We start from the raw sequence: 22,962 nt of genomic DNA, 5'->3' as shown, positions 1-22,962 counted from the left end.
ACAATTACTCCTCATCATCTTTATAGTATCGTGCTTCGCGTTTCTGGCTTATTTTTTCTCCAAGCTTTTTGATAATATTCTTTTCCTTTGGAGCAGAAACCTCCGGTTCAGGAAGTGAACTGATCACTGCATCTGCAGCATTTTTAGGAATAAGAGTCATCAAAAGCTTAACTACAAGGTGGTTCTTTTTCTTAACACCGAGCCTGTCACTTGTAAGTGAAAACTCAATGTTAGGATCATCAGAATTAAAGATTATGGAATCATCTGAGATCCACTCACCATTTACTGGATTAATACTTACATCTGCACCACCCTCTGAGATATTCAGGCTGTTCCATGTAGCGTTCAGGATAGTGACCATACATGGCGCAAAAGCAGGATCGATCCTGACTGTGTTGCAGGTATCATCAACTCTGATATCCAGAGTTACTGTGTTCTTGTCATCGTACTGCTCCTCTGGGAACATTGACTCATCCTCAGAGTAACCCTCGCCATTATCAAGATAGATCTGGATCTGGTCATCAGGCCTTGCAGCGCTGGCAGTAGCTGTGATCTCCTTAGGAACGATCACCTTTCTGCCTATATCTTTCCAAAGCTCTACCATTGACTTGCGGTTTCCAGTTACATACTTCTGGAAGGCGTACTCCTCATCAAGGAGAACCTGGATCTCTTTTTCTGTAATACCAAGTTTGCCAAAAAGAGGCTTAGGATCAAACTTTTCTCTTTTCCTATCCTCTAATCTGTAGCAGTAAAGTGCTCTCCACATGGACTCCTTGGCAGGTATACACTTACCATAGGTCCACTCATAATCTATTATAGTCCAAATAGGACCATTAACCATAATATTAGAGAATATCAAGTCATAATCTGATACAGGATAGTCTTCCTTGTACCTGATACGCTTGAGATATTCGTTCAAAAGAGCTTCAAATGCCTCCATGTCATCTCTATCAATACACTGATCAAGGAGTGAAGCCAGCGGTACGCCATTAACAAAGAAAAAATAGCGCAGCCTTCCTGTTCATTTATCTGACAGTCGTTAATCTCAAGGTCTCCGCCTCTATACTTCTCAACAAGGCCAAGATAAGCATCTCTGATACCAAATACGTGCTCTCTTGCTTCCTCTGTAAGAGGGAACTTTTTGATAACCTTTCTGCCAGCTTTATCGATAGCAATATCAGTTCTGATCTTGAACTCAGAAACTCTGTCATTGCTGTATTTACTGTAGATAGTATCAAAGCCAGGTCCAAGGATAACTTCAAAGGAATTGGCAAACTCTGGATAGAGGCCGTCCTTTGAGAGGTCCTCGTAAGCTCTTTTCTCATTGAAAAGAACTAATCTATCCCTGTCAAAGTTACGAACATTGTCCTGAAGTTCTCCAAACTTAGGCAGATAATCATCTGAATGAAGAAGTGTCATAAGCTTGTAGTCAGGATATGGATAATAGAAATGGTACTCATTCATGCCACATTTCTTGAAGATGTTGATAAGTCCATTTCTGGTAAAAGTCTTGGCAACGCTGTCTGGTGAGTATCCCTCAATACCTGTAAAGTAGCTTCCAAGGTGATCCTCAGCACATCCGGCAAAATACTTAAGTCCAAGGCGGTTCTCAATAGCAATTACGATCCTTCCGCCCTTTTTAAGATGTCTCTGAAGCATCCTAAGGAACTTCTCGTAAGGATTGTCAGTTCCAATATAGCCTTGACCGTACTCAAATACACCGATCAAGAAGATATAGTCAAAATCTCTGGGAAGATCCGGCTCAATATCCCTGAAGTTACCAACGTGGATAGTTACGTTGTCGCACTCCTGATTTCTGGTGGCATTGATCTCAGAACGTCTCCTTGAAAGATCGCAGGCAATTACTTCGCCAGCCTTCTTGGAGAGCATACCTGTGATAGCACCACATCCAGAGCCAACCTCTAATACCTTAGCGTTTTTATCCATAGGGATCCACTCAACGATATTAGACCTCTGCTCAGAAAGATGGTAGAGAATAGGCCAGTTTGCCCTCTCCTCGATAACCTTCTGATACTCTTCCTTTTTGTATTTTTTTACAATCTCAAGAAGGTCGTTCTCTATAGCACCATCGCTGTAGAGATCAACCCCTGAGTAGTGTTTGAAATTAAGGGTAACATTACCAATTTTAACGTTTTCTTGCATATTGCTCGTTCCTTACGAGTTATTTAACATCAGTAACAACACATTTAGAATTCATGTCATAGTAGCCAACTGTGTTCTTGTCTGATACTACTGATACATTAAGTGCATCATAGAGTCTGTGATACACGGTAAAATCATTTTGTTCAAAACCTGTTACTCCAAAGCTAAGAAGATACTCTCCGCCCTGAAGTGACATATTCTGCGTAAAGGTGACGTCCTTCTCTTCGCCAGCCTTAACCGGCTCCAGAAAAGCCTTTTCAACCATTGAGTTGGTTCCTGTAATTTCAATGCCCATGATGTTCTTGAAGGTAAGGGCAAAGATAGGAGCTGCAACATCTCTATTAAACTTAACTCTCATGTGTACTGTAAAGTCAGTACCCTTGATGATAGAGTTAGTCTCTTTTCCTGTGTTATCTGTGACAAAATAGTTTGTAATAGTAGCTGCGCCGTCGCCGTACTCCAATGTATCTGGATTCTCAGCGGCAGTTTTCTTTGCACTATCGTCTTTCTTTATTTTGTCATCAGCTTTTTTGTCTGCATCTGCTGCAGCCTGACGGATCTGATCATCGTCAAGAAGATTCTCACCTTCGCCCATAGGAAGTGGATACTGTCCCACCAGAACCTGCTTGTAGATATCGATCATCTTCTTTGGTGTTCCCTCGCCAAGGAGCACACCCTGATTTAAAAGAACTGCTCTATCGCAGTACTTGCTAATACTGGAAAGATCATGTGATACAAAGAGGATAGTCTTGCCTCTCTTCTTGAACTCTTCAAACTTGTGATAGCACTTAGCCTGAAAGAATACGTCACCTACAGAAAGGGCCTCATCAACGATAAGAATCTCAGGATCAATGTTGATAGCAACCGCAAAAGCAAGACGGACAAACATACCACTTGAATAAGTCTTGACTGGCTGATATACATAGTCTCCGATATCAGCAAATTCAAGGATCGCATCCATCCTCTTTTTGATCTCTTCCTCAGAAAAACCAATCATCATACCGTTTAAGTAGATGTTGTCAATTCCGTTGTACTCCATGTTAAAGCCTGCACCCAGTTCCAAAAGAGCTGAGATATGGCCATCAACATTAACCTCACCCTCTGTTGGAGATAAAACTCCTGTGATGATCTTGAGGATAGTTGACTTACCAGAGCCGTTAGTTCCGATGATTCCGACAGTTTCGCCCTTGTGGACAGTAAGGTTAACGTCGTTAAGAGCAAGGTGTTCCTTGTACTTCTTTTTACCAGAAAGTCCAAGGGAATCCTTGAGCCTGTCCATAGGCTTGTCGTAGAGCTTATATAGTTTAGTGAGGTGTTTTACCTCAATAGCTACGTCTTTTTCCATGTTAATTCCTTATATTATTCTCATGATACTACGGATTGCTCCACTTCGTTCTCGCAATCCTACATCCCTAGTATCACAACACGTCTGCAAAGTGAGGCTTGGACCTCTTGAAGATAAGCGTTCCTACGCAGAATACACCCACTACAAACAACCAGAAATAGGTTGATGAGTAGAAGTGTTCAAAGAACCATGTATCGCCGTATATTGCATTTCTGTAACCCTCAACGATATATGCCATAGGGTTAAGCTTGATGATCCACTTATATTTATCAGGCACAATGTTAATGTTCCAAAGAATAGGTGTAAACCACTGGAACAGCTGAAGTCCGATATTGATAATCTGAAGAAGATCTCTAAAGAATACTACGATTGCGCAAGTAGCATAGCTTATAGACAATACCAAAATAAATTCACAGCCCACATAATAAATAAGCTGGATCCAATAGACATTTGGATAGTAACCATACACACATGCGATCACAAGAAGCACGCAGATAAAGAACACGTGAATGAACATAGCTGCGATGATCTTGATGATAGGAAGTATGCTTATCTTGAAAAGAACCTTTTTAACAAGGTAGTTGTACTCTAGAAGTGAAGTTGTTCCATTGGTAAGAGCTTCTGTGAAAAAGAACCATGGAACAAGACCTGCCGTCAAAAAGAGAACGTAAGGAACCTCGATTCCGCCTGAAACTGACTGCGCTCTTGACTGGAAGATTCTGTCAAAAACGATGTAGTACATAGCAACTGTAACTACAGGCTGAGCAAGGGCCCACACGATTCCCATGTATGAACCAGCATATCTTTTCTTGAAATCGTTAAGTGAAAGCCTCTTGATGAGCTTTCTAGAATGAAAAAGCTCAACTGGAAGCACTAATAATCTGTCATACCAAAAGAAGACCAGTATACAACTGATGCCGATCAAGATACATCCACATATCTTCTTGAGCATCTCTGTATGCGGGTCTGCAAGCTGGTTTGTGTGCATAATAAGTAATAGCGCCAAAATAAACGCCATTACATAGAAAATGCCCAAGCCTACTCGCTTGGGAAGTTTTCTCAATCCCTGTATCAAAACTCCTTAAATCCTCCCCACTTGGTATCCCTCTCGGAAAGGTTGAGCTCAGCGCCTTCTACAAGTGGCCACTCTACTCCAATATCAGGATCGTCCCACTTAAGACCACCCTCGTCTTCTGGATGATAGAAATCTGAGCACTTGTATGCAAACTCAGCATACTCAGAAATTACATAGAAGCCATGAGCAAATCCCTTAGGGATAAAGAACTGCTTTTTATTTTCAGCAGAAAGTCTAACGCCAAACCACTTTCCATAAGTCTTTGAACCTTTTCTAAGGTCAACAGCTACATCAAATACTTCACCGTTTATGCAACGTACAAGCTTGTCCTGTGGAAAGTTCTTCTGGAAATGAAGGCCTCTAAGTACGCCCTGCTTACTAGCTGACTGATTGTCCTGTACGAACTCAACATCAATTCCAGCCTCTACAAAGTCGTTCTTGTTGTATGTCTCCATGAAATAGCCTCTGGCATCGCCAAAAACCTTTGGTGTAATAACTTTAAGTCCTTCTATCTCACATGTTTCAACAGTTATCTTTCCCATTTTATATCTCCTAATATTTCTATAGCATTACTGCCCAACTGGTGTGCCCTCAATAGGCGCAGTTGGCATAACACCATTGTATTCATATAGACTGCTGTCAAAAGAGCCACCCATTCCCGGAACATATCCTCCAGGATTCTGAAGCTCGCCTACAACTGCCATTCCAGGAAGCTCATCATCACTAACTGAACTGCCAAGGCTTGAAGCTTCTGAACTCTCTTCAGCAGAGCCTGAACTTTTTTTGATCACAACAACAGAAGGTATCTTCTCTGTCTCATCAAAAAAATCTTCATCGCTTAAAAAACCGTCTAGATTGCTACCGATCTGCTGTCCGTAAACCTGCTCACCACTATAGTAGGATGCAGCGGTCTCAGCTTCATCACTTTCCTTGGATCCCCAGCCAAAAAGCTCGTTGATCTTCTGGGTGTTAGTAGCATAGACAATGACAAGTACCAAAATAAAGGCACTTATGATGGTAAGTATTGCCATTCGGAAAACTCTTTTATCCACGTTCTCCTCCCGTTATCAAAACCTCGCCAGGTGTTCACAGCCCGTTAGCGACCTCAACCAGATATTTACCATAGTCTGTTTTCATAAGTGGCTCGGCAAGCTTGAGCAACTGCTCCTTGTCGATGAATCCACGCTTATAAGCAATCTCTTCAATGCATGAAATGTAGAGTCCCTGTCTCTTCTGGAATGCACATACGAAATCAGATGCATCAAGAAGAGAATCGTGATTGCCTGTATCAAGCCATGCAAAGCCTCTTCCCATAGTTTCTACGCGAAGCTCGCCGCGGCTTAAATATTCGTTATTGATACTTGTGATCTCGATCTCGCCTCTTGCTGAAGGCTTAACGTTTGCAGCAATATCAACAACCTGATTGTCATAGAAATAAAGTCCAGGTACTGCATAGTTAGACTTTGGATGCTCAGGCTTCTCTTCGATACTGATAGCTTTGCCGTTCTCATCGAACTCAACAACGCCGTAAGCTCTAGGATCTCTTACGTAGTAACCAAAGATAGTAGCTCCCTTTTCTCTGGATGCAACTTCTCTAAGAAGCTTAGAAAAGCTCTGTCCATAGAAAATATTGTCTCCAAGAACAAGGGCAACAGAATCACTGCCAATGAACTTAGCGCCGATAATGAATGCATCAGCAAGTCCTCTAGGCTGTTCCTGAACAGCATATTCAAAGTGCATTCCAAGCTGTGATCCATCACCAAAGAGTTCCTCAAACATAGGAAGATCACGTGGTGTAGAAATGATAAGCACTTCTCTGATGCCAGCCAGCATCAAAGTTGAAAGTGGATAGTAGATCATTGGCTTATCATATACAGGCATCATCTGCTTAGACATTGCCCTAGTAAGTGGATAAAGTCTGGTGCCTGAACCACCAGCTAAAATTATACCCTTCATTTTATTTCTCCTTGGGTTCTATTATTTGTTAGAATACATCTTTTCGTAGTATTTCTCGTAATCACCGCTTGTTACGTTCTGCATCCAGTCCATGTTGTCGAAGTACCATTTGATTGTCTTCTTGATACCTTCAGCAAACATTGTCTCTGGCTCCCAGCCAATCTCAGCCTTGATCTTGTCTGGAGCGATAGCGTAACGTCTGTCGTGACCTTTTCTGTCACTTACGTACTTGATAAGGTCATAAGAAAGGTGTGCCTTTCTAGGATCAGAGTCATCAAGAACTTCCTTAAGAGTATCAATGATTGTCTTAACGATCTCGATGTTCTGCTTCTCATTGTGACCGCCAACGTTGTATGTCTCAAAGAGACGTCCCTTTTCCTGAACCATGTCGATAGCCTTGGCGTGATCCTCTACATAGAGCCAGTCACGTACGTTCTTACCATCGCCGTATACAGGAAGATCCTTGCCTGCAAGAGCGTTGTTGATGATAAGAGGAATAAGCTTCTCTGGGAACTGGTAAGGTCCATAGTTATTTGAGCAGTTAGTAATGTTAGCTGGGAACTTGTATGTATCCATATATGCCTTTACGAGCATATCTGAGCTAGCCTTACTTGCTGAATATGGGCTGTGTGGTGAATATGGAGTTGTCTCATAGAAGAAAGCATTTGGATCATCATCAAGTGAACCATATACTTCGTCTGTAGAAACGTGAAGGAACTTCTTGCCTTCCTTGAATGTTCCGTCAGGAAGCTCCCATGCCTTCTTGGCAGCATTGAGCATTGTAGCTGTACCAAGAACGTTAGTCTGTACAAAGACCTCTGGATTAACGATTGATCTGTCAACGTGGCTCTCTGCAGCAAAATGAACTACTCTGTCGATATCATTTTCCTCAAAGATCTTATTTATGGCATCTCTATCACAGATGTCAGCTCTTATGAATGTGTAGTTATCTCTGTTCTCCACATCCTTAAGGTTCTCAAGATTGCCGGCATATGTAAGCACGTCAACGTTGATGATCCTGATCTCGTTATCATATTTCTTAAACATATAGTGTATGTAGTTGGAACCAATGAAACCAGCTCCTCCAGTTACAAGATAAGTTCTCATTTTTTTGCCTCATTTCTAATTATTTGAAAAATTTACTGGTATAGTATACCACAACCAATCGTCAAGTAGAAGAGTCCCATTCCATAGCACATATAGCGCGGCTGTGGGAATATCATAGAGCCTGTAACCACAGAGTTTATCAGTATTCCCATGAATACGATAAGTGCAAACAGGCACAGCTCTCTGCTCTTTTCATCCTTCTTCATTATCAACCTTACGCTAAAAAGAATCAGATAAAAGAGATAAATAAATATAGAAACCTTAACAAGGATCGCAGGGCGATTATTTGCCACAGATATCACAAGTGCCTTTGCCACATTTGCCACCAGAACGTACAAAAACTCAGGCGACTTACCGGTAAATATCCCCTTTATATCCTTTAAAAGAAGCTCTTTTGCAAGAACTGCTTCAACTTCATTTTCCTTTATGTCAAACTCCGGTCCTGAAAGTTCAGGAAATTTCTCGGATACATATTGCTGGCAATACGGGATCACAATATCAAAGCCTATTATGTCATAGCCTTCTGCGTAGTGGCTTGTCATTTCAAGCCAGGTAGAATCAAAGTTCTGAGAAGGAGCGTAGGAAATCGTCAGCTCTTTTGCCACGCATTCATCATAGATGCGGGTGTACAGGCTTCCAAGCTCCGGAAATTCCTGAGAGTCTTCATACTTGTCGTAGATGTGGACGTCCTCAGCTTCTGCAGTATAAAGAACCGTGCAAAGAGTTCCCTTGCTATTACCTACGTGCTCAGCAAACTTGCCTCTTACAGCGTAGTTGTAACTTCTATCGATGACGCCAATACTGATGACCGCAAGGATTCCCATGATGACTATAGAAAGGAGCCTTCTGGGGTCTCTAGTTCTTTTAACAATAAGATGAATGATCAGTGACACTGCGCCCATGATCAGGATTGTAATGAGCATCTGCTTCCTGATGCTTGAAATCAAGACACTCAAAAGAAATACCGCCAACATATTCATCGCTGAGTAGTTCCTAAAAAGTTCAAAGAGCCTTATGCTAAACAGCACAAACAGCGGCATTGCAAGAGCTTCTGTCATGATGCATTCAGAGTACATGGAGCCTCTGTTTGCCACAAATCTGTTGAGGATTGCAACTGCCATCTGGGAAAAGAGTCCCATAAAGCCTACAATAGTCGCTCTCTGCCTTGAGTATCTCTGTTCCAGCGTGTAGTCATACATGTAGATTCCAAGCCTTGCTGCGGTGTAAACCCACAATAAGCTCTGGATGATCACAACGCAGAACAGATAAGAAGGCTGTCCGTACATAGTTCCGGCGAAATCAAAAAGTTCAAAGAACTTTCTGATTCCCAAAAGAAACAGTGGATAAACCGGTTCTCTTGAGAAATCCATGGAGGTGTAGCTTGCAGAATCCACACACCACACCGTTCCATCGATAATCGCCATACCTATGTAAAACACAAACGGTATTATTATTGAAATGATCTTAAAACGTTTCTTGTCCATCTAATATCTTTCTAACAAAGCTTAGTAGCAGATATTCATGTCAACGTTTCCTGAGATACCTGTTACTTTGCCCTTTGAAGTGTACTGCCACATGTCATATCTTGAACCTGTGTATGTAACCTGTGAAGCGTACTGTGCAAGCCAGATCTTGTAACCTGTGATCTGTGAAGTGTTGATCTTGCTTGTGAACCAGGTCTTGTTTGCGTAAACGCCAACCTGGTAGCCTGCATTCTTGATAGTTCCGCAGAATGCCTTTATGTTAGCAGTTCTCTGCTCAGCACTGATCCTGTCACCACGACCGTTACTTCCCTCAACGTCAAGGTATACAGGGAATGAAAGGCTGTATCCCTTGCAAAGGCTGATAACCATTGAAGCCTCTTCGACAGCCTCAACCTCATTTACCGCCTGAGTAAAGAAGTACACACCAACTCTAAGTCCTGCTGCCTGAGCTCCCTTGATGTTTGCTCTGAACTTAGGATCCTCGATAAGTGTTCCCTCTGAAGAACCTCTATATCCACATCTGATGATAACAAAGTTAACACCCGAATTCTTAACTGCGTTCCAGTCAATGTTTCCGTTCCACTTGCTGACATCGATACCCATTGCACCAGGTGACTTAACAAGTGCACCGTCGCTATCAAATGTGTACTTAGCGCCCTGGATTACCTGCTCGCCCTTAACTCTGTCACCGTTCTTGTCGTAGAAATAAGTCTTGCCATCAAGTGTCTGCCAACCTGTGTACTTGAAGGCTGTAGCAGCTTTTCTTGTATAGAACTTCTTGTTTCCATCGTAGTAATCCTGATAAGTAGCTTCTCTATACTTATCGCCATCCTTAACGTAAACAGTGTTTCCACTCTTATCCTTAAGGACTGTTCCCTTGCCCACTACCTTTACTTCAATCTTGGCATCTGTGTAACCATCAGCTGAAACTGTAAGAGTTACATCACCTGCTGCCTTACCAGTAATTGTGTCGCCATTAACTGTTACTTTATTAGTATCACTTGAAACAACCTTAGTGATCTTAACGTTATTATTCGCTGTGATCTTAAGGTTCTGGCCTTCAACAACAGTTGCCTTATTGAAGGATACAGGAACTGTATCTTTGCCTACGACATTAACTGTTACAGGATAATCATTATATCCATTAGCTGTAAGTGTAATTGTTGTACTCTTTCCAGGTGTTACACCAGTAACTTTCTTGTTATCTTCAACCTTAGCGATGCCAGCATCAGATGATGTGTACTTAATATCTGATGGTGCATTCTTAAGAGAAAGAGCTGACGCAATATCTACAGACTCTTTTTCCTTAACAGTGATCTCTTTTGCAGAAGTCTCGAAATTCTTCTTATCTGCATCCTGTACTGTAATAGTGATCTCAGCAGGATTATAATGCTCTGAATCTGCAGTTACTTTGATCTTTACAGTACCTTTTGCTTTACCCTTTACTACCTTGTTTGAAAGTTCAGCATTTCCTGCCCCTTCAACAATCTCAAGCTTTGGATTAGAAGGGCCTGTAACTGTAATATTTGCCGTTTCTCCAACTTTGATGCTAGTTTTATCTGCTGAAACAGTCATGTCTTTATTAGGCACTTCGCTTACATTTACTGTAACCTCAGCATCCTTATAATCATCACCACCGCTAATCTTAATCTTAGCTGAACCTTTTCCTTTAGCAGTAATTGTCTTACCATCTACTGTTGCAACACTGTTGTCGTTTGAAGTGCATGTAACTGAGCTTGGTCCAGTTGTAATACTAATAGTAGCTGTTTCACCAACCTTAAGATCAGATTTATCAACACTTGCTACAATCTGTGTCTTTTCCTTAGGAGTTGTGCTTCCGCCGCCCTCTCCAGAATCATTGCCGTTTCCACCATTGCCAGAATCATTACCTTTTCCGTCATCTCCAGAGTTGTTGCCGTTTCCACCATTATCGCCAGCCCCCTCCTGGTTCTGTGAACCATTAGCACCTGTAGAAGTCTTATTATCATCTCCTCCTTCTGAAGTAGAGGGTTGGTCATTATTATCAGTTTTAGGGGTAGTATCTGGCCCCCTTCTACCAGCCATTCTCATGAAGCTTCCAGCAGTTAACTTAGCTGTAGTTCCTGGAGGAGTGATATCCTCTTTCTTAATCTCATCATAGCTGTACTGTCCATCAGAAGCTTCACCGATAGGAGTCTTTGTACTCTCAACCCACTCAACTGTATCCTTAAGCTGAGACTCGACCTCAGTCTTAACCTGAGTATCTTCCTTAGCAGCGTTGACCTGAGATTCCTTCTTAACCTCGTTGCTGACATCGACTGCCTTCATCTCAACTGTGTCTTTTACAGTGATAGTCTTACTTGAGGAATCAAGTGTGTATGTTGAATACTCATCAGAAAGAGCCATTGGAGTAACTGTGTACTTGCCGGCCTTGATATCCTTCTTGTAGATGATTCCGTCCTTATCGTGGTCATCATAAGTCACAGTGCTTCCGTCCGGGCACTTTACAGAAACTTCGAAATGAACATTTCCAACAAGCTTCTTGGTCTCTGAGTTGATGAACTTGATCTTAATGTCGCTCTTAATAGAAGTAAGAGTCATCTGAACTGTTACGCCCTTAGCGTCATCAGCGATTTCTTCCTCTTCTTCCTCTTCTTCGATCATCTGAGCTGTCATAGACTTAGCCTTCTCAGCGTCAGCCATAGCAAGAAGTCCGCTCTCGCCTACAACTTCTACCTCGCCAAGAGTTGTTCCTACATCTGCAAAAGAGCTGATCTGCTCATTCTTGGTACTGGCTGCCTTGTAGAATATGCCAGTAGCAACTGCACCAGCAATAAGGAAAAGAAATACTGCTGCCGCAATTCTTTCTACTGCAGATGTATTCTTGATCTTTTCTAAAGCACCAGCAAAAAAGATTGCTGCGCCAGATTCTCTGCGGCCTCTGGAACGATCTCTTCTGTTGCCTCTATCTCTGCGATCTCTTTCGCCACGGTTTCTATCTCTACGTCCTCTTACTGGAGCGTAATCATCATCCTCATCATCGTCATAACGGTCATCACGATCATACTCGTCATCATAACTATCATCACGGTCATATTCATCATCGTAGCGATCATCACGGTCATACTCGTCATCATAACGATCATCATCCTCATAACCGCGGTCATCTCTATCGTAGTCGTCTTCGTCGTAATGATCATCATCGCGATCGTAGTCTTCCTCATCCTCGTAGTACTCGTCTTCATACTCACGGTCGTACTCATCGTCTGGAATTCCGTTATACTCGCGGTCATCTACATCATCTTCGTAACGATCATCGTCCTCTGGTTCGTCCTCGTAACGATCTTCTTCCTCTTCGTCTTCGTAACGATTCTCTTCTTTGTCATAATCGTCATCTTCGTAGTCGTCGCGCTCTACATCATCATAGTCTTCATCCTCGTAGTCGCGATCATCCCTGCGATCATAATCGTCGTAGTCATCTTCATACTCGCGATCATCATCCCTGTCATAATCGTCATCTTCATATTCACGATCATCATAATCATCATCGTACTCAGGATCGTAATCTTCGTAATCATCCTCGTACTGATCATACTGCTCGTCAAAATCAATTCTCTCGTCGTGTCTCTTGGTACGTGATTTCTTACCAAAAAGGCCTAAACCTTTTTTTGTACTTCTTTTCATACTTTACTCCCAAAAATAAAAAAACTTAAAACTCTCTAACTAATATATCCAGATGTAGTCATTCCCCAAAATGTCACACTACATCTGAGGTACATTTTACCATCATTGTCAACAATGGGCAAAAATCAAGGCATCAATACCGTTGTGGTATGAAGATTGAACAGGTGAGCGGCGCTCACATTGGTGAACCATTCTGAATCTGAGCCAATACCAAGTCCTGGAAGAGACTCACACTCCACATCCCAAGGGATATAGATGATGCAATCAGTGCCCTCCTCTGCAAGCTCAAAGGTTGTAAGCTCATACTCTCTGATGCGGTATACATCAGCAAATCTTCCGTTCTTAAAATCCCTAAAAGTTCTAGCTGTAAAGCTATCCTTCACAATTGCATGAGCAGAAGGTAAAACAAGCGCAAGTAAAAGTGCCAGCGCTGTCAAAGCACCAAGCGCGTATTTTACAACATGATCTGCATCTACTTTTCCACCAATGCTTACTTTTCCGGTGAGCTTATCCACAACTGTCTCACCAAGCCATTGACTTATGCACAGTCCTAGGAAAATAAATGTGAATCGTGCGATAATGTCGTACATTCCTGTTACGTGGGTACTAAGCTCATTGGTATGATATCCGTATGCCGCAGGGAATACTGTAAAGTACTGGATCAAAACAACTCCGCCAAATATGATTCCCATAAGTCTATTGCTGATGCCATTTTCACGTACTCTTACCTTATAAAGAACTCCGATCAGGAGCACAGCAAGTATAACAGCGATAAATATTGGATCAAAGACTTTTTTCATCTCGCTAAGATAGAAAACAAAAGCATCTCTAAAAGCATCAAACACTGTTGTGTGACCTTCCTTCAGATCTGCACTGGCTCTCTGATAATTTCCAGGTGCAGCAACGTTCACAAGGGCACCGATCATGGCAAATACAAAAGGTATCAGGAGTTTCTTTTTCTCTTTTACCCTGTCAAAAGAAACAATGACAACGGCCAGCAAAAATGAACAGGTTGGTGAAGTGATAACAAGTGATCCGCCGCTTCCAAGGAATGCAAAGATAGCAGATAAAACAAGGAAAAGATTCACCTTCCTGTTATCAGTTTCCTGCACTGAAAGAACGCTGAAATATAACGCGAACATAGAAAAGGTGAACATCAAAGTATAGCCAACAACTGCTGTGTACCAGTAAAAGAGCTTGGTGTCATGGACAGAACCTGTCATTGTAAAGGTACTGAGCATAGCTGCTGCCATGGCGCAATAGCTCACAGTCTTATTTTTCCTGGAAAGAGCTGAAAACACAAGCCATGTAGCCCAGATGAAAAGAACCATGTAGCCAATGATCGCAATGTGAAATCCCGGAAGACCAAATCTTGAGTATGGCCTTATGAAATGATCAAGGAACATCGCTGTATAGCAGCCCTGCTGCATCTTGTAGATAACTGTCACCTTGTAAAGTGAGCCAATAAGTGATGAGCCAAACTCCGCAGCTCCGGCAGATCCGCCTGATTCATAGGAAAAATCATCCTCACTTGGATATGTAAACGCTGTTCCTATAAGCGGAGACGCAAGGGCCCCGATCATTACAAGGATCAGCACGATATTCAGTATTTTGGTTACTGTCTTATTCATTCATCTTTCCTCTCATTACGTGTTAATACCTGCTCATTCCCACACTGTGTAGTCATGATCAAGTACATATATGGTATAAACGCCAACCTGCGCTGTTTCAAGCACCTCTGGCTCTACTCTATCCATGAATTCATTAAAGTCCTGAGCAAGATAATCCGTAACCACATAGCAGGTAGGTCCTTCTTCTGATTTAACAGGAGGATACCAGGTGACATCAGTAAGCCACTTGCAGCCGTTCATGTCCTTCATGTTGTTGACTGCTCTGACTTTAGCAGTATTGTTACCCATAACGGTTATACAGTTTGCGTGGTCAAAAGAGCTGTAGCCATACTCGTAGCCTTTTTCATTCATCCAGGCTGCGACCTTATATACATCAAGATGCTCAGAATCATCATGTGCCACAAGCTCATTATTAAATCCCGATGCCTGCAAGATACCAAAGATCGCAATAAATACCACAAAGACTTTGATGCTCTTATTCTTCACGTTCATGATAAAAAGAGCATTTCCAACTGCGATAGTAAATAGGAGCATTAGGAAATATCTGCCTGCAACTTCAACTGTAGTAAATGTTGTAAGAAGAAGGCATACCACAAATCCTGCCGGGAAAAGAAGTACTGAAAATCTTACACTGTCCTCTTTTTCCCTTCCAAAGAGTTTGCCTAGAGCCATCAAATATCCAAGAATAGCAGCAATTATGATAACAACTCTAAGAGTCCCGTAATTATCAAGAGCTACCATATCAACTATGCTAGGCCACACCTCATCCCTGAATTTAGGAAGGGCATTTCTGATATTCCTGCTGGCGCCAATGTTGTTTGATGATGTGAGCTTGGATGCAATGATAGATACTGCAGTCATCAGCACCACCCATGCAAAGATGCGCTTTCTGTCAAGCTTCCTGGTCTGGATCCTGAAGATAACTCTTTTAACAATTTCAAGTCCCAAAAGCGGGAAATATATAAAGAGGCATCCGTGCATGCCCTGAAGGCCGTTCACTACCGCAACCAGCATGGACAAAGCAAATACCCAGAGCTCCACTTTCTGTTTGCGAACTGCCCTGTTATAGAGCATCAGGATCATAAAAAGCGTAATAATGTGACTTACGTAGTAGGATGCATAGACAAAGATCATCCTCTGCCATTCATCAGATGGCTTGGTAAACGCAAGGACCAGCAGGATGGATGAAAGAGCTGCAAGAACAGGAAAGCCCGTCTGTTTGCAGTAAAGTCCCATAACCACCAACATGATCACCATCATAGCCGTACAGGAAATGCCCATTGCAAGGTTTGCGTCACACCCTACAAGTGGATAAATAAATGCCGCAAGGTTAGGTGTGGATATAAGTCTGATGGCTGTTGATGCGTACCAGGAATCTGGCTGAATGAAATTATTCTCATAAAGCACTGTAGCCAGCAATGTTTCTGATGCGATATCAGACTCCATCCTGGCTGTGTAGTGGCTTATATTGGCATTTGCAAAGACAAACACCAGCGATACTATTGAAGCTGCAAGTAGTACCGCCGCTATATATTCGGTCAACCTATCTTTTTTCATAATTTATCCCAATGCGTAGAATACAACTATACCTGAAAGAATCAGCACCATTCCTATAAATTTGCGAAGAGTAAACTTCTCCTTGAAGAAAACTCTGGACATGAACATTACTATAATGTATCCAATCGGTTCCATTACTACTACGCCCATGTATCCAAGGCCGTCATAGCAAAAGATCGAGATAGCCATTGATACTACAAGGAGGCAGTATCCACCAATAACAAGTGCATTTAAGTACTCTCTGATAAAGTTAGGGTACTTCTTGGTTGCGCTGAGCTTAAGGAGCATCTGTGATGATGATGCGATGATTTCAGCAAGTATCATCAGAAGGAAGTAAATATTGATCATTTCTCTTCCTCCTTCTCAGGCTCTTTTTCTGCAATAGCACCAGAATTCATAACGATAACTCCGGCTACTACTAGGAGTACGCCCACAACCTTAAATGGTGTGATACCCTGGCTGAAAATAAGGAAATTCCAGAGCATAGACCACATGAGGGTCAGAGCTTTGTTGGCGTAAGCAACTGAAAGCTGGAATTTCTTGATCATCTGCTGCCAAACGATGGCATAAATTCCAAGGATCACGAACTCAAGGCCAAAAAAGGCGATGTATCCGAAGGATAAAAATTCATGCTTGGAGGCAAGATTTGCCGCAACTGTTGAAAGTGAGTAGATCACAACTGCGCTCTGAAGGAGCAGTAAGTCTACAACTCGTATTTTCTTTTTCATTAAGATCAGTTCTCCTCGTTTCCGTTTGAAGGATAGATTGCGCTCACGAAATGCTCTGCGATGTGGGCGTTACATTCAGCGTTTACGTGAATGTTATCAAGTAGCCATGTGGAGCTGTTGTCCTCATGGATCGTTCCGTAGTAGTTATCAATAAAGGACACACCTGTTGCTCCTGATACATCGATCATAAACTGAAGGTATGTTGTGAGCTTGCCGTTTCCAAAGTCATATCTGTCGCCGCTTACAAGGCTTCCTGTGCTGTCATAGGCATAACACATAGGAAAAGACATACATACGATCCTTATGTATGGGTACTTCTCCTGGATCATTTGAATTCCAGCCTTGAGCGCTCCGCTAAATGTAACAGGGTCGCTGTCATTATCTGGATTCATACCAACTCTGAGATTGAGATAATCCTGAGCATTGTAATAGATAACCAGTGTATCAACCTTGCTAAAATCAGTCTCCTCAAGAGCTTCAGAACTTAAGATGTACTGACTGTCTTCAAAACTTCCAGTCTTATCCTTAAGTGGTGTAAAGTCCTCATTTACGATGCACTTAGCAACATTATAGAAGCTGTATGTATCAAGAACGTAGTCATCGCTGTAATCTGCGTTCTTAAGAGCAACTGTTGAACCAGGGAAGCCAGCATTTATCACGTTTGCTCCTCCAAGCTTTGAACCAATCTGCTTAACAACACCTGTATCTCCAACGTCATAAGTAATAGCATCATTTCCAAGGAAAAGAATTGTCTCAACACCGTCATCCTCATGTCCAGCCTTCTTTTCATCTGGAAGAAGGAATATCTGGTCAAGAACCTCAACCTCGTAGCTCTCTCCTGTAACACCCTCAGTCTTGGCTGTTCCCATGTTCCATCTGACAAGCTTGTAGATTGAGAATATAAGGACCAGCGCGATCACTGAAATTGCTGTAATATGAACCCATTTAGGTATAGTAAACTTTTCTTCGTTATCCATAGTTAATTTCCGCCTTTACCATTCTTTAGAAAAGAGCTCGTTATAATCGAAGCCATCTATCATCTGGCGCATCTTCGAAAGCTCTTTTGCCATCTCTTCGGATGAATGAATTTCGTAATTTCCATCCTTAAAGCATTCTACCATAAATCTATTGATTTCGGGCTTATAATGTGAATAGTCCGCATAGTTATTGAGGTCTAACGTCTCCTCCATATCCTGGAAATAGAACAGGTGCACATTGTCATAGGGCAGGAGCCTGTCAGCAACGTACTGATACTGCTTTAAGGTAGCCTCAAAGGTATTCTCCTGCATAACGTTGTGCCAATAGAGAATACTATAAGGTGGGAAAAAGAAATAAAACTCCGTATCAGGATGTGCCTCCACGAAAGGAAGGATGTTCACCTTGAGATTTTCCTCAGTCTGAGGGATCAGTTCCTCTGCCCCCAGTTCTTTTTCTACCTTCTCAGGTTCTTCATAAGTGTGCATAACCCACTGAATGTTGTAATAATCCGGAGTCCACCAGCTAAAGTAGATCTCTGAAAGGTCAGAGCCCTTCCCCTGGACCACAGGACGCATGATGTACTGAAAGAGCACGTCTTTATTAAGGACATACTTTACATCATTTACAATGTTTGCGTCGTACAGGTACTCAGGAAGCGGATACTTGGTAGTCTCCAGGTCTGCCGTCATGGTTGGAATGTCCATGGCAAAAAAGACTTTTTTAACAGGGCAGTTCTGCCTTGCGTAGCTACTTTCATCAAAGACGATAGACAGGATATTGTAGTCATCCTTTGGATATGCGCCGCTGTAGCTAAGCTTCACAGTCTCTGTGCCTAGAAGCTCTTTGAAATCATCTGTATCAAAATTAACTGTCATAGAAGATCCAATAATGCAGCCCTCATAGCACATGTTCCTTGCCATGCCCGGATTCTGGCTCAGCTGATTATCCACCACATAAGGAAAGCCTTTAAGAGGCGCGTGATAGTGGAAGAATGGATCCACGTAAATGATGGTGCCTGCAAACACCACAGCAATTGTGAGCATCCCTGCAACGAACAGTATGAACAGATTTCTATATGTTCTGTTTTTCTTTTCCATTTTGTTTTCTTTCATCTTTTTATCCACAAATCTCTTTGTATCTCAAGTGTTTGTCCACATATCCATCAGAAATTCATATAAAGGAATGTGCTGACTCCCGCAAAGCTAACGATAGTCCAGGCAAGCAGCACTATTGTTAAAAGAGTTGTCTTAAGGCTTATCTTGCACTCTTTTGCGTAGGCGATGGCATTCTTGCCAAAAAAGATCACTACCGCGCTGCCTATGAGGAACATCCACAAACAGACATCCCACGCAAAGCTAAGCTTCATGATAGGTGTGACTTTTATGATGTACCACAGTTCGTCCAGCTGGAAGCTTGCTGCCATGCTGATGGCTATTGGCTTCTTGCCGCCTGTGAACATTCTTGTGAAAAGAAGTATGGCATCCGAAAGGGTTTCTGCTCTAAAGAATACCCAGGCTGCAGTTACGTAAATGAAGGTAAGGATGATTTTGATCCCCTTGATAACTGGGTTTCCCTGGTTTGCTGTTGCTTTTTGTTTTTCTACATTTGCTGTTGTCTTCTGTCCTGGCTTTTTCTGCACAAGTCTTGTGATCACGTACAGAATTCCGTGCATGGCGCCCCATACAATAAAAGTCCATCCACTTCCATGCCAGAGGCCGCTCAAAAGGAAGATTATCATGAAGTTCACATAGGTTCTTACTTCTCCCTTTCTGTTACCTCCAAGAGGGATGTACACATACTTTGTGAAGAACTTAGTAAGTGTGATATGCCATCTTTTCCAGAAATCTATGATGTTCACTGCCTTGTAAGGTGAATCAAAGTTAAGTGTCAGGTCAAAGCCCATCATCATGCAGATTCCTGTTGCCACGTCGCAATATCCGCTAAAGTCAAAATACAGCTGAAATGAATAAAATACCGCCGTAAGGATAGCCTCCAGGCTTCCAAGCATAGCAAGGTTTTCAAAGCCGTAATCAACTGCTTTTCCAATAGTATCTGCAAGGATCACCTTCTTGAACATACCAAGGGATATGAGAAGCAGCGCTCTAAGAATCGTCTCGTAATCAAATTTAGTTTTTACGGACTTCTTCAGTTCTTTTACAAAATCGCCGTAGCCCATTAAAGGTCCCTGAAGAAGCTTAGGGAAGAACATAATGTAGGTCAGATACTCAAGAGGCCTGAATTCATCGATGTCGCCACGGTAGTAATCCACAAGGTATGAGATCTGATTGAAGGTGTAAAAGCTGATAGCCACAGGGAAAAATGTGCCGCTGAACTTAAAGAACAAAAGAAGAGCAACGTTAACAAAGATGCCTGCAAAGAGCCAGAGTTTTCCACTGTCTGCTGTTTTTTTGGTATCTTTATCCACAGAATTATCTGCATTTGCGCACTTGCTATTTTCTGAATCATTTTCGAATTTTGCAGCCTTTACTTTATTTACCCTCATGACGTTGATGGCATTGATGTTCCACAGAATGCTGATTGCAAACACCACTGCATTCTGGTAGCCGAAAAAAGCATAAAAAACTAACGAACCTGCCACGGTCCAGCCCTGCAGCAGTTTCATTAGTTTCTCATCATCTCTAAAGTTCCTCTTTATGAGGTAGTATCCAATTATAAATACCGGCAAAAAGGCCAGCATAAAACTGTAAGAATTAAAAAGCATTTTTATTTGAGCCACTCACTTCTCTTACTGATAAGAAGTGCCTTAAAAATATCGATATCATCAACAGTTGTAAGCTTTATGTTCTTTTCAGAGCCTTCGGAAAAGAAGACTTTTTTACCCATTTCGATCATCAGTGTACATGAAGCAACTGATCCTGTAATGCCCTTCTTGAGGGCTTCTCTGTGAAGCTCGCAGATCTCACCCAGCTTAAAGCCCTGTGGAGTCTGAGTTCTCTTAAGTTTGTCTCTAGAATAGGTCTCCTCTGAGCTTGCGCCATCCTCAGTTGTGAGCATAGCCTCTGCGCAAGGGATTGCAGTGATGGCGTTACCGTACTGCTTGGTCTTCATGATGCAATCAGAAATGATCTCGGCTGAAACCATAGGTCTGATGGCGTCGTGAATCAGCACGATATCGTCCTTTTCAAAAAACTTCTCCAGCTCGTATACTCCGTTTCTGATAGAGCCCTGGCCATTTTCTCCGCCAGGTACGATGTGCTCAAGCTTAGTAATATTGAACTGTCTTGCATAAGCAGAGAGCATCTGCTCCCAGCCCTCAACGCATACAACAGCGATAGAGTCTATCTCCGGATGATTCTGGAACGCCTCAAGAGTATAGACGATTACTGGTTTTTCATTTACTGTTAAAAACTGCTTTGGAATATCCTGATGCATTCTTGCACCAGTTCCACCTGCGATAATAAGTGCGATTGTTTTCATAACTTAATTCCTTATAAAATTACTTGATAATATTTACGTGCATTGGCACTCTCTTGTCCTCTGGTGGAAGCGCCATAAAGTTGCCATATGTCTTTGTAAGCCACTTGTCGTGAAGCTTTGGAATAGGGAACTCTTTTCCCCTGATAATTCCTGTGTCTGGTCCATCGATCAAATGCTCTGGTCCAAAATCAAGGCCCCAATACCTTGGATCTGGCTGTTCATTTGATATGAAAAGAGTCTTCTTTTCCCCGTGAACTTCCGCAAGTCCGCCAAGAGTCTGAAGTTTAATGTACTGTCTTGCGATTACCTTAAATGGAATCACGCGTCCGATTCCAGCAAGAACCTTGGCTACAGTCTTCATAGCGCCGTCAAACTTGCTGTAATCAATATATGGTCTGTGGCCCATGGCAAGGGCGTAGAGAAATTTCATCCTTGTAAGCTGCCACTTGTGGTGCCCAGCCTCGATATCAAACACGAAAAGGTCCAGTGTTGGATGAGAGTATCTGTTCTCGTAAAAGTCCTCTGCACCAAAGCTTGTGCCTTCGTATGTAAGGTCCTGATCAGCAATCTTAGTGATAAAATCAAAGAACTGTGGGTACTTCTCAAATCTAAGGAGCTTAAATCTCTTGTCTGCCTCTGATTCAAAGACCTCAAGGAACTTCTCATAGTCTTTTCTCAAAAACAGGATGTCAACGTCATCATCCCATGGAATAAAATCCTGATGTCTTACTGCACCAAGGAATGTGCCTCCATGTAAAAAATACTGAATGCCGTGCTTTTTACAGATCCTGTCAACCTCTGAGAGCATGGCAAAGTCCGAGTCATGCACTCTGTCTAAATATTCTTGTACTTCTTTTTCCATAAAACTACTTCTTTCGTAAAACTTATATCTATAAAGCCTGTGTACTAGCTTTTGCCATTATCACCAGGTCATTATATGCTTTTTGCTTCGGATGATCATCCATTATACGCTTCTACTTGTGGATCTTCATAGATTGTATATCCGTCTATGTTGCTTTTTAATGTTCCGGTTCTTGGACTTTATTATCCATTAAATGCTTCAACCTGCGGATCTTCGTAGATTGTGTAGCCATCAATGTTGGCTCTTATTGTCAGCCCTTCGTCAGTTAGGCTTCCTTTTATCGTTCTATTGTCTGGCATCACGATATATGTGCACTTGGTCTGCCTTGTAGCTTCCACAAGAGCCTTAGCATCGATAACCTTGGGCTTTTCCATAGCCTCATAAACTGCATTGTAGTAATCCCACTGAGTTACCACCATCTCGCGGCCAAAAGGCATCAAGATATCAGTGTTGTACTGTCTTACAAAGTGCACCAGCTCTGAAGGAAATGCTGCTCTTACTCTAGGTTCGCCCTCTGCAGGTGCAATCTCATCCACAATGTCGATAACGTTCTGTGGAATGTGATAGGCATTCTCCGCTCTTTGCATGTACTGATTTGTATAGACAAAAGATCCTGTGACAACGATGATCAGCAGGATTACCGGAAGAAGACACCTCCTTACAGTATCTCTTTTCACACGAGAAAGAGCTCTTGTTGCGGCATAACCAATAGTCACATAGGTTGGTATCAGCCACATAATGCGGTAGTAAGTATCCTTACCATCTTCAAAAGCCGCCACATAAACAATCTTGGTGATCGGTAACAGGAACCCCGCAAGGATCACCAGCGGCAGGATTCCAAACAATATTTTCTTTTTCAGGTCTTTTTCTGAGGCGATGAGGTATATGGATGATATGATCAAAAGCGCCAGTATCGCGCCATTTCCACCATATAACTTAAGATCGACCCAGCATTCCATAAATATTCCGTACATA

20 protein-coding genes are annotated in these 22,962 nt (G+C 42.2%); all 20 read right to left on the bottom strand.

Annotated elements, in window-relative coordinates; all coding sequences use genetic code 11:
• Window positions 1–4: 4 nt before the first annotated feature.
• Entirely contained in the window at window positions 5–940 is a 936-nt protein-coding gene (locus tag bhn_RS03170) for a hypothetical protein (protein ID WP_071175338.1), read from the bottom strand.
• Complete coding sequence (locus bhn_RS03165) at window positions 916–2,163, bottom strand: class I SAM-dependent methyltransferase (RefSeq protein ID WP_071175337.1); 1,248 nt, start codon at window positions 2,161–2,163, stop codon at window positions 916–918. Before bhn_RS03165 ends, bhn_RS03170 begins: the two co-directional genes overlap by 25 nt.
• A gap of 19 nt (window positions 2,164–2,182) precedes the next feature.
• Window positions 2,183–3,508 (bottom strand): ABC transporter ATP-binding protein, encoded by a 1,326-nt coding sequence (locus bhn_RS03160; RefSeq protein WP_071175336.1) that lies wholly within the window; start codon window positions 3,506–3,508, stop codon window positions 2,183–2,185.
• A gap of 73 nt (window positions 3,509–3,581) precedes the next feature.
• Entirely contained in the window at window positions 3,582–4,583 is a 1,002-nt protein-coding gene (locus bhn_RS03155; RefSeq protein ID WP_236845958.1) for an ABC transporter permease, read from the bottom strand.
• Window positions 4,580–5,125 carry a dTDP-4-dehydrorhamnose 3,5-epimerase gene (gene rfbC, locus bhn_RS03150; protein WP_071175335.1) on the bottom strand — a complete coding sequence of 182 codons (546 nt, stop codon included), beginning with the start codon at window positions 5,123–5,125 and terminating at the stop codon, window positions 4,580–4,582. The genes bhn_RS03155 and rfbC overlap by 4 nt, the downstream gene beginning before the upstream one ends.
• A gap of 27 nt (window positions 5,126–5,152) precedes the next feature.
• Entirely contained in the window at window positions 5,153–5,635 is a 483-nt protein-coding gene (locus bhn_RS03145) for a hypothetical protein (RefSeq protein WP_071175334.1), read from the bottom strand.
• A gap of 34 nt (window positions 5,636–5,669) precedes the next feature.
• On the bottom strand, window positions 5,670–6,539 hold the full coding sequence (gene rfbA, locus bhn_RS03140) for a glucose-1-phosphate thymidylyltransferase RfbA (protein WP_071175333.1): 870 nt from the start codon (window positions 6,537–6,539) through the stop codon (window positions 5,670–5,672).
• Window positions 6,540–6,560: 21 nt separating this feature from the next.
• Window positions 6,561–7,646 carry a dTDP-glucose 4,6-dehydratase gene (gene rfbB, locus bhn_RS03135; protein ID WP_071175332.1) on the bottom strand — a complete coding sequence of 362 codons (1,086 nt, stop codon included), beginning with the start codon at window positions 7,644–7,646 and terminating at the stop codon, window positions 6,561–6,563.
• A 32-nt stretch (window positions 7,647–7,678) separates the two neighbouring features.
• Window positions 7,679–9,130 carry a hypothetical protein gene (locus bhn_RS03130; protein ID WP_071175331.1) on the bottom strand — a complete coding sequence of 484 codons (1,452 nt, stop codon included), beginning with the start codon at window positions 9,128–9,130 and terminating at the stop codon, window positions 7,679–7,681.
• Window positions 9,131–9,151: 21 nt separating this feature from the next.
• The gene (locus tag bhn_RS03125; RefSeq protein WP_071175330.1) at window positions 9,152–12,793 is read right to left on the bottom strand and encodes a glycoside hydrolase family 25 protein; all 3,642 of its coding nucleotides are present in this window, start codon (window positions 12,791–12,793) and stop codon (window positions 9,152–9,154) included.
• Between the two features lie 125 nt (window positions 12,794–12,918).
• A complete protein-coding gene (locus tag bhn_RS03120; RefSeq protein WP_071175329.1) occupies window positions 12,919–14,424 on the bottom strand; it encodes a hypothetical protein in 1,506 nt (501 codons plus the stop codon).
• A gap of 33 nt (window positions 14,425–14,457) precedes the next feature.
• Window positions 14,458–15,981: a hypothetical protein gene (locus tag bhn_RS03115; protein WP_071175328.1), complete on the bottom strand. Its 1,524-nt coding sequence runs from the start codon at window positions 15,979–15,981 to the stop codon at window positions 14,458–14,460.
• A 3-nt stretch (window positions 15,982–15,984) separates the two neighbouring features.
• Window positions 15,985–16,329, bottom strand: coding sequence for a DMT family transporter (locus bhn_RS03110; protein ID WP_071175327.1), 345 nt, complete (start codon window positions 16,327–16,329; stop codon window positions 15,985–15,987).
• Window positions 16,326–16,709, bottom strand: coding sequence for a transporter (locus tag bhn_RS03105; protein WP_071175326.1), 384 nt, complete (start codon window positions 16,707–16,709; stop codon window positions 16,326–16,328). The genes bhn_RS03110 and bhn_RS03105 overlap by 4 nt, the downstream gene beginning before the upstream one ends.
• A gap of 5 nt (window positions 16,710–16,714) precedes the next feature.
• Window positions 16,715–17,686: an SGNH/GDSL hydrolase family protein gene (locus tag bhn_RS03100; RefSeq protein ID WP_071175325.1), complete on the bottom strand. Its 972-nt coding sequence runs from the start codon at window positions 17,684–17,686 to the stop codon at window positions 16,715–16,717.
• 15 nt (window positions 17,687–17,701) lie between these two features.
• Complete coding sequence (locus tag bhn_RS03095) at window positions 17,702–18,784, bottom strand: hypothetical protein (RefSeq protein WP_193399763.1); 1,083 nt, start codon at window positions 18,782–18,784, stop codon at window positions 17,702–17,704.
• 65 nt (window positions 18,785–18,849) lie between these two features.
• Complete coding sequence (locus tag bhn_RS03090; protein WP_161487288.1) at window positions 18,850–20,385, bottom strand: MBOAT family O-acyltransferase; 1,536 nt, start codon at window positions 20,383–20,385, stop codon at window positions 18,850–18,852.
• Window positions 20,386–20,411: 26 nt separating this feature from the next.
• The gene (locus tag bhn_RS03085; protein WP_071175322.1) at window positions 20,412–21,125 is read right to left on the bottom strand and encodes an IspD/TarI family cytidylyltransferase; all 714 of its coding nucleotides are present in this window, start codon (window positions 21,123–21,125) and stop codon (window positions 20,412–20,414) included.
• 19 nt (window positions 21,126–21,144) lie between these two features.
• A complete protein-coding gene (locus bhn_RS03080; protein WP_071175321.1) occupies window positions 21,145–21,987 on the bottom strand; it encodes a LicD family protein in 843 nt (280 codons plus the stop codon).
• A gap of 182 nt (window positions 21,988–22,169) precedes the next feature.
• Window positions 22,170–22,961 carry a hypothetical protein gene (locus bhn_RS03075; protein WP_071175320.1) on the bottom strand — a complete coding sequence of 264 codons (792 nt, stop codon included), beginning with the start codon at window positions 22,959–22,961 and terminating at the stop codon, window positions 22,170–22,172.
• Window position 22,962: the final 1 nt, after the last annotated feature.

The sequence above is a fragment of the Butyrivibrio hungatei genome (assembly GCF_001858005.1).
GTDB lineage: Bacteria > Bacillota > Clostridia > Lachnospirales > Lachnospiraceae > Butyrivibrio > Butyrivibrio hungatei.
This window is presented reverse-complemented; position numbering and strand designations above follow the sequence as displayed.

Bases quoted from the DNA above. Each gene is read 5' to 3' on its own strand.
- bhn_RS03170 (WP_071175338.1), bottom strand. From the start codon at position 940: ATGGAGGCATTTGAAGCTCTTTTGAACGAATATCTCAAGCGTATCAGG.
- bhn_RS03165 (WP_071175337.1), bottom strand. From the start codon at position 2,163: ATGCAAGAAAACGTTAAAATTGGTAATGTTACCCTTAATTTCAAACAC.
- bhn_RS03160 (WP_071175336.1), bottom strand. From the start codon at position 3,508: ATGGAAAAAGACGTAGCTATTGAGGTAAAACACCTCACTAAACTATAT.
- rfbC (WP_071175335.1), bottom strand. From the start codon at position 5,125: ATGGGAAAGATAACTGTTGAAACATGTGAGATAGAAGGACTTAAAGTT.
- rfbA (WP_071175333.1), bottom strand. From the start codon at position 6,539: ATGAAGGGTATAATTTTAGCTGGTGGTTCAGGCACCAGACTTTATCCA.
- rfbB (WP_071175332.1), bottom strand. From the start codon at position 7,646: ATGAGAACTTATCTTGTAACTGGAGGAGCTGGTTTCATTGGTTCCAAC.
- bhn_RS03130 (WP_071175331.1), bottom strand. From the start codon at position 9,130: ATGGACAAGAAACGTTTTAAGATCATTTCAATAATAATACCGTTTGTG.
- bhn_RS03125 (WP_071175330.1), bottom strand. From the start codon at position 12,793: ATGAAAAGAAGTACAAAAAAAGGTTTAGGCCTTTTTGGTAAGAAATCA.
- bhn_RS03120 (WP_071175329.1), bottom strand. From the start codon at position 14,424: ATGAATAAGACAGTAACCAAAATACTGAATATCGTGCTGATCCTTGTA.
- bhn_RS03115 (WP_071175328.1), bottom strand. From the start codon at position 15,981: ATGAAAAAAGATAGGTTGACCGAATATATAGCGGCGGTACTACTTGCA.
- bhn_RS03110 (WP_071175327.1), bottom strand. From the start codon at position 16,329: ATGATCAATATTTACTTCCTTCTGATGATACTTGCTGAAATCATCGCA.
- bhn_RS03105 (WP_071175326.1), bottom strand. From the start codon at position 16,709: ATGAAAAAGAAAATACGAGTTGTAGACTTACTGCTCCTTCAGAGCGCA.
- bhn_RS03100 (WP_071175325.1), bottom strand. From the start codon at position 17,686: ATGGATAACGAAGAAAAGTTTACTATACCTAAATGGGTTCATATTACA.
- bhn_RS03095 (WP_193399763.1), bottom strand. From the start codon at position 18,784: ATGGAAAAGAAAAACAGAACATATAGAAATCTGTTCATACTGTTCGTT.
- bhn_RS03090 (WP_161487288.1), bottom strand. From the start codon at position 20,385: ATGCTGGCCTTTTTGCCGGTATTTATAATTGGATACTACCTCATAAAG.
- bhn_RS03085 (WP_071175322.1), bottom strand. From the start codon at position 21,125: ATGAAAACAATCGCACTTATTATCGCAGGTGGAACTGGTGCAAGAATG.
- bhn_RS03080 (WP_071175321.1), bottom strand. From the start codon at position 21,987: ATGGAAAAAGAAGTACAAGAATATTTAGACAGAGTGCATGACTCGGAC.
- bhn_RS03075 (WP_071175320.1), bottom strand. From the start codon at position 22,961: ATGTACGGAATATTTATGGAATGCTGGGTCGATCTTAAGTTATATGGT.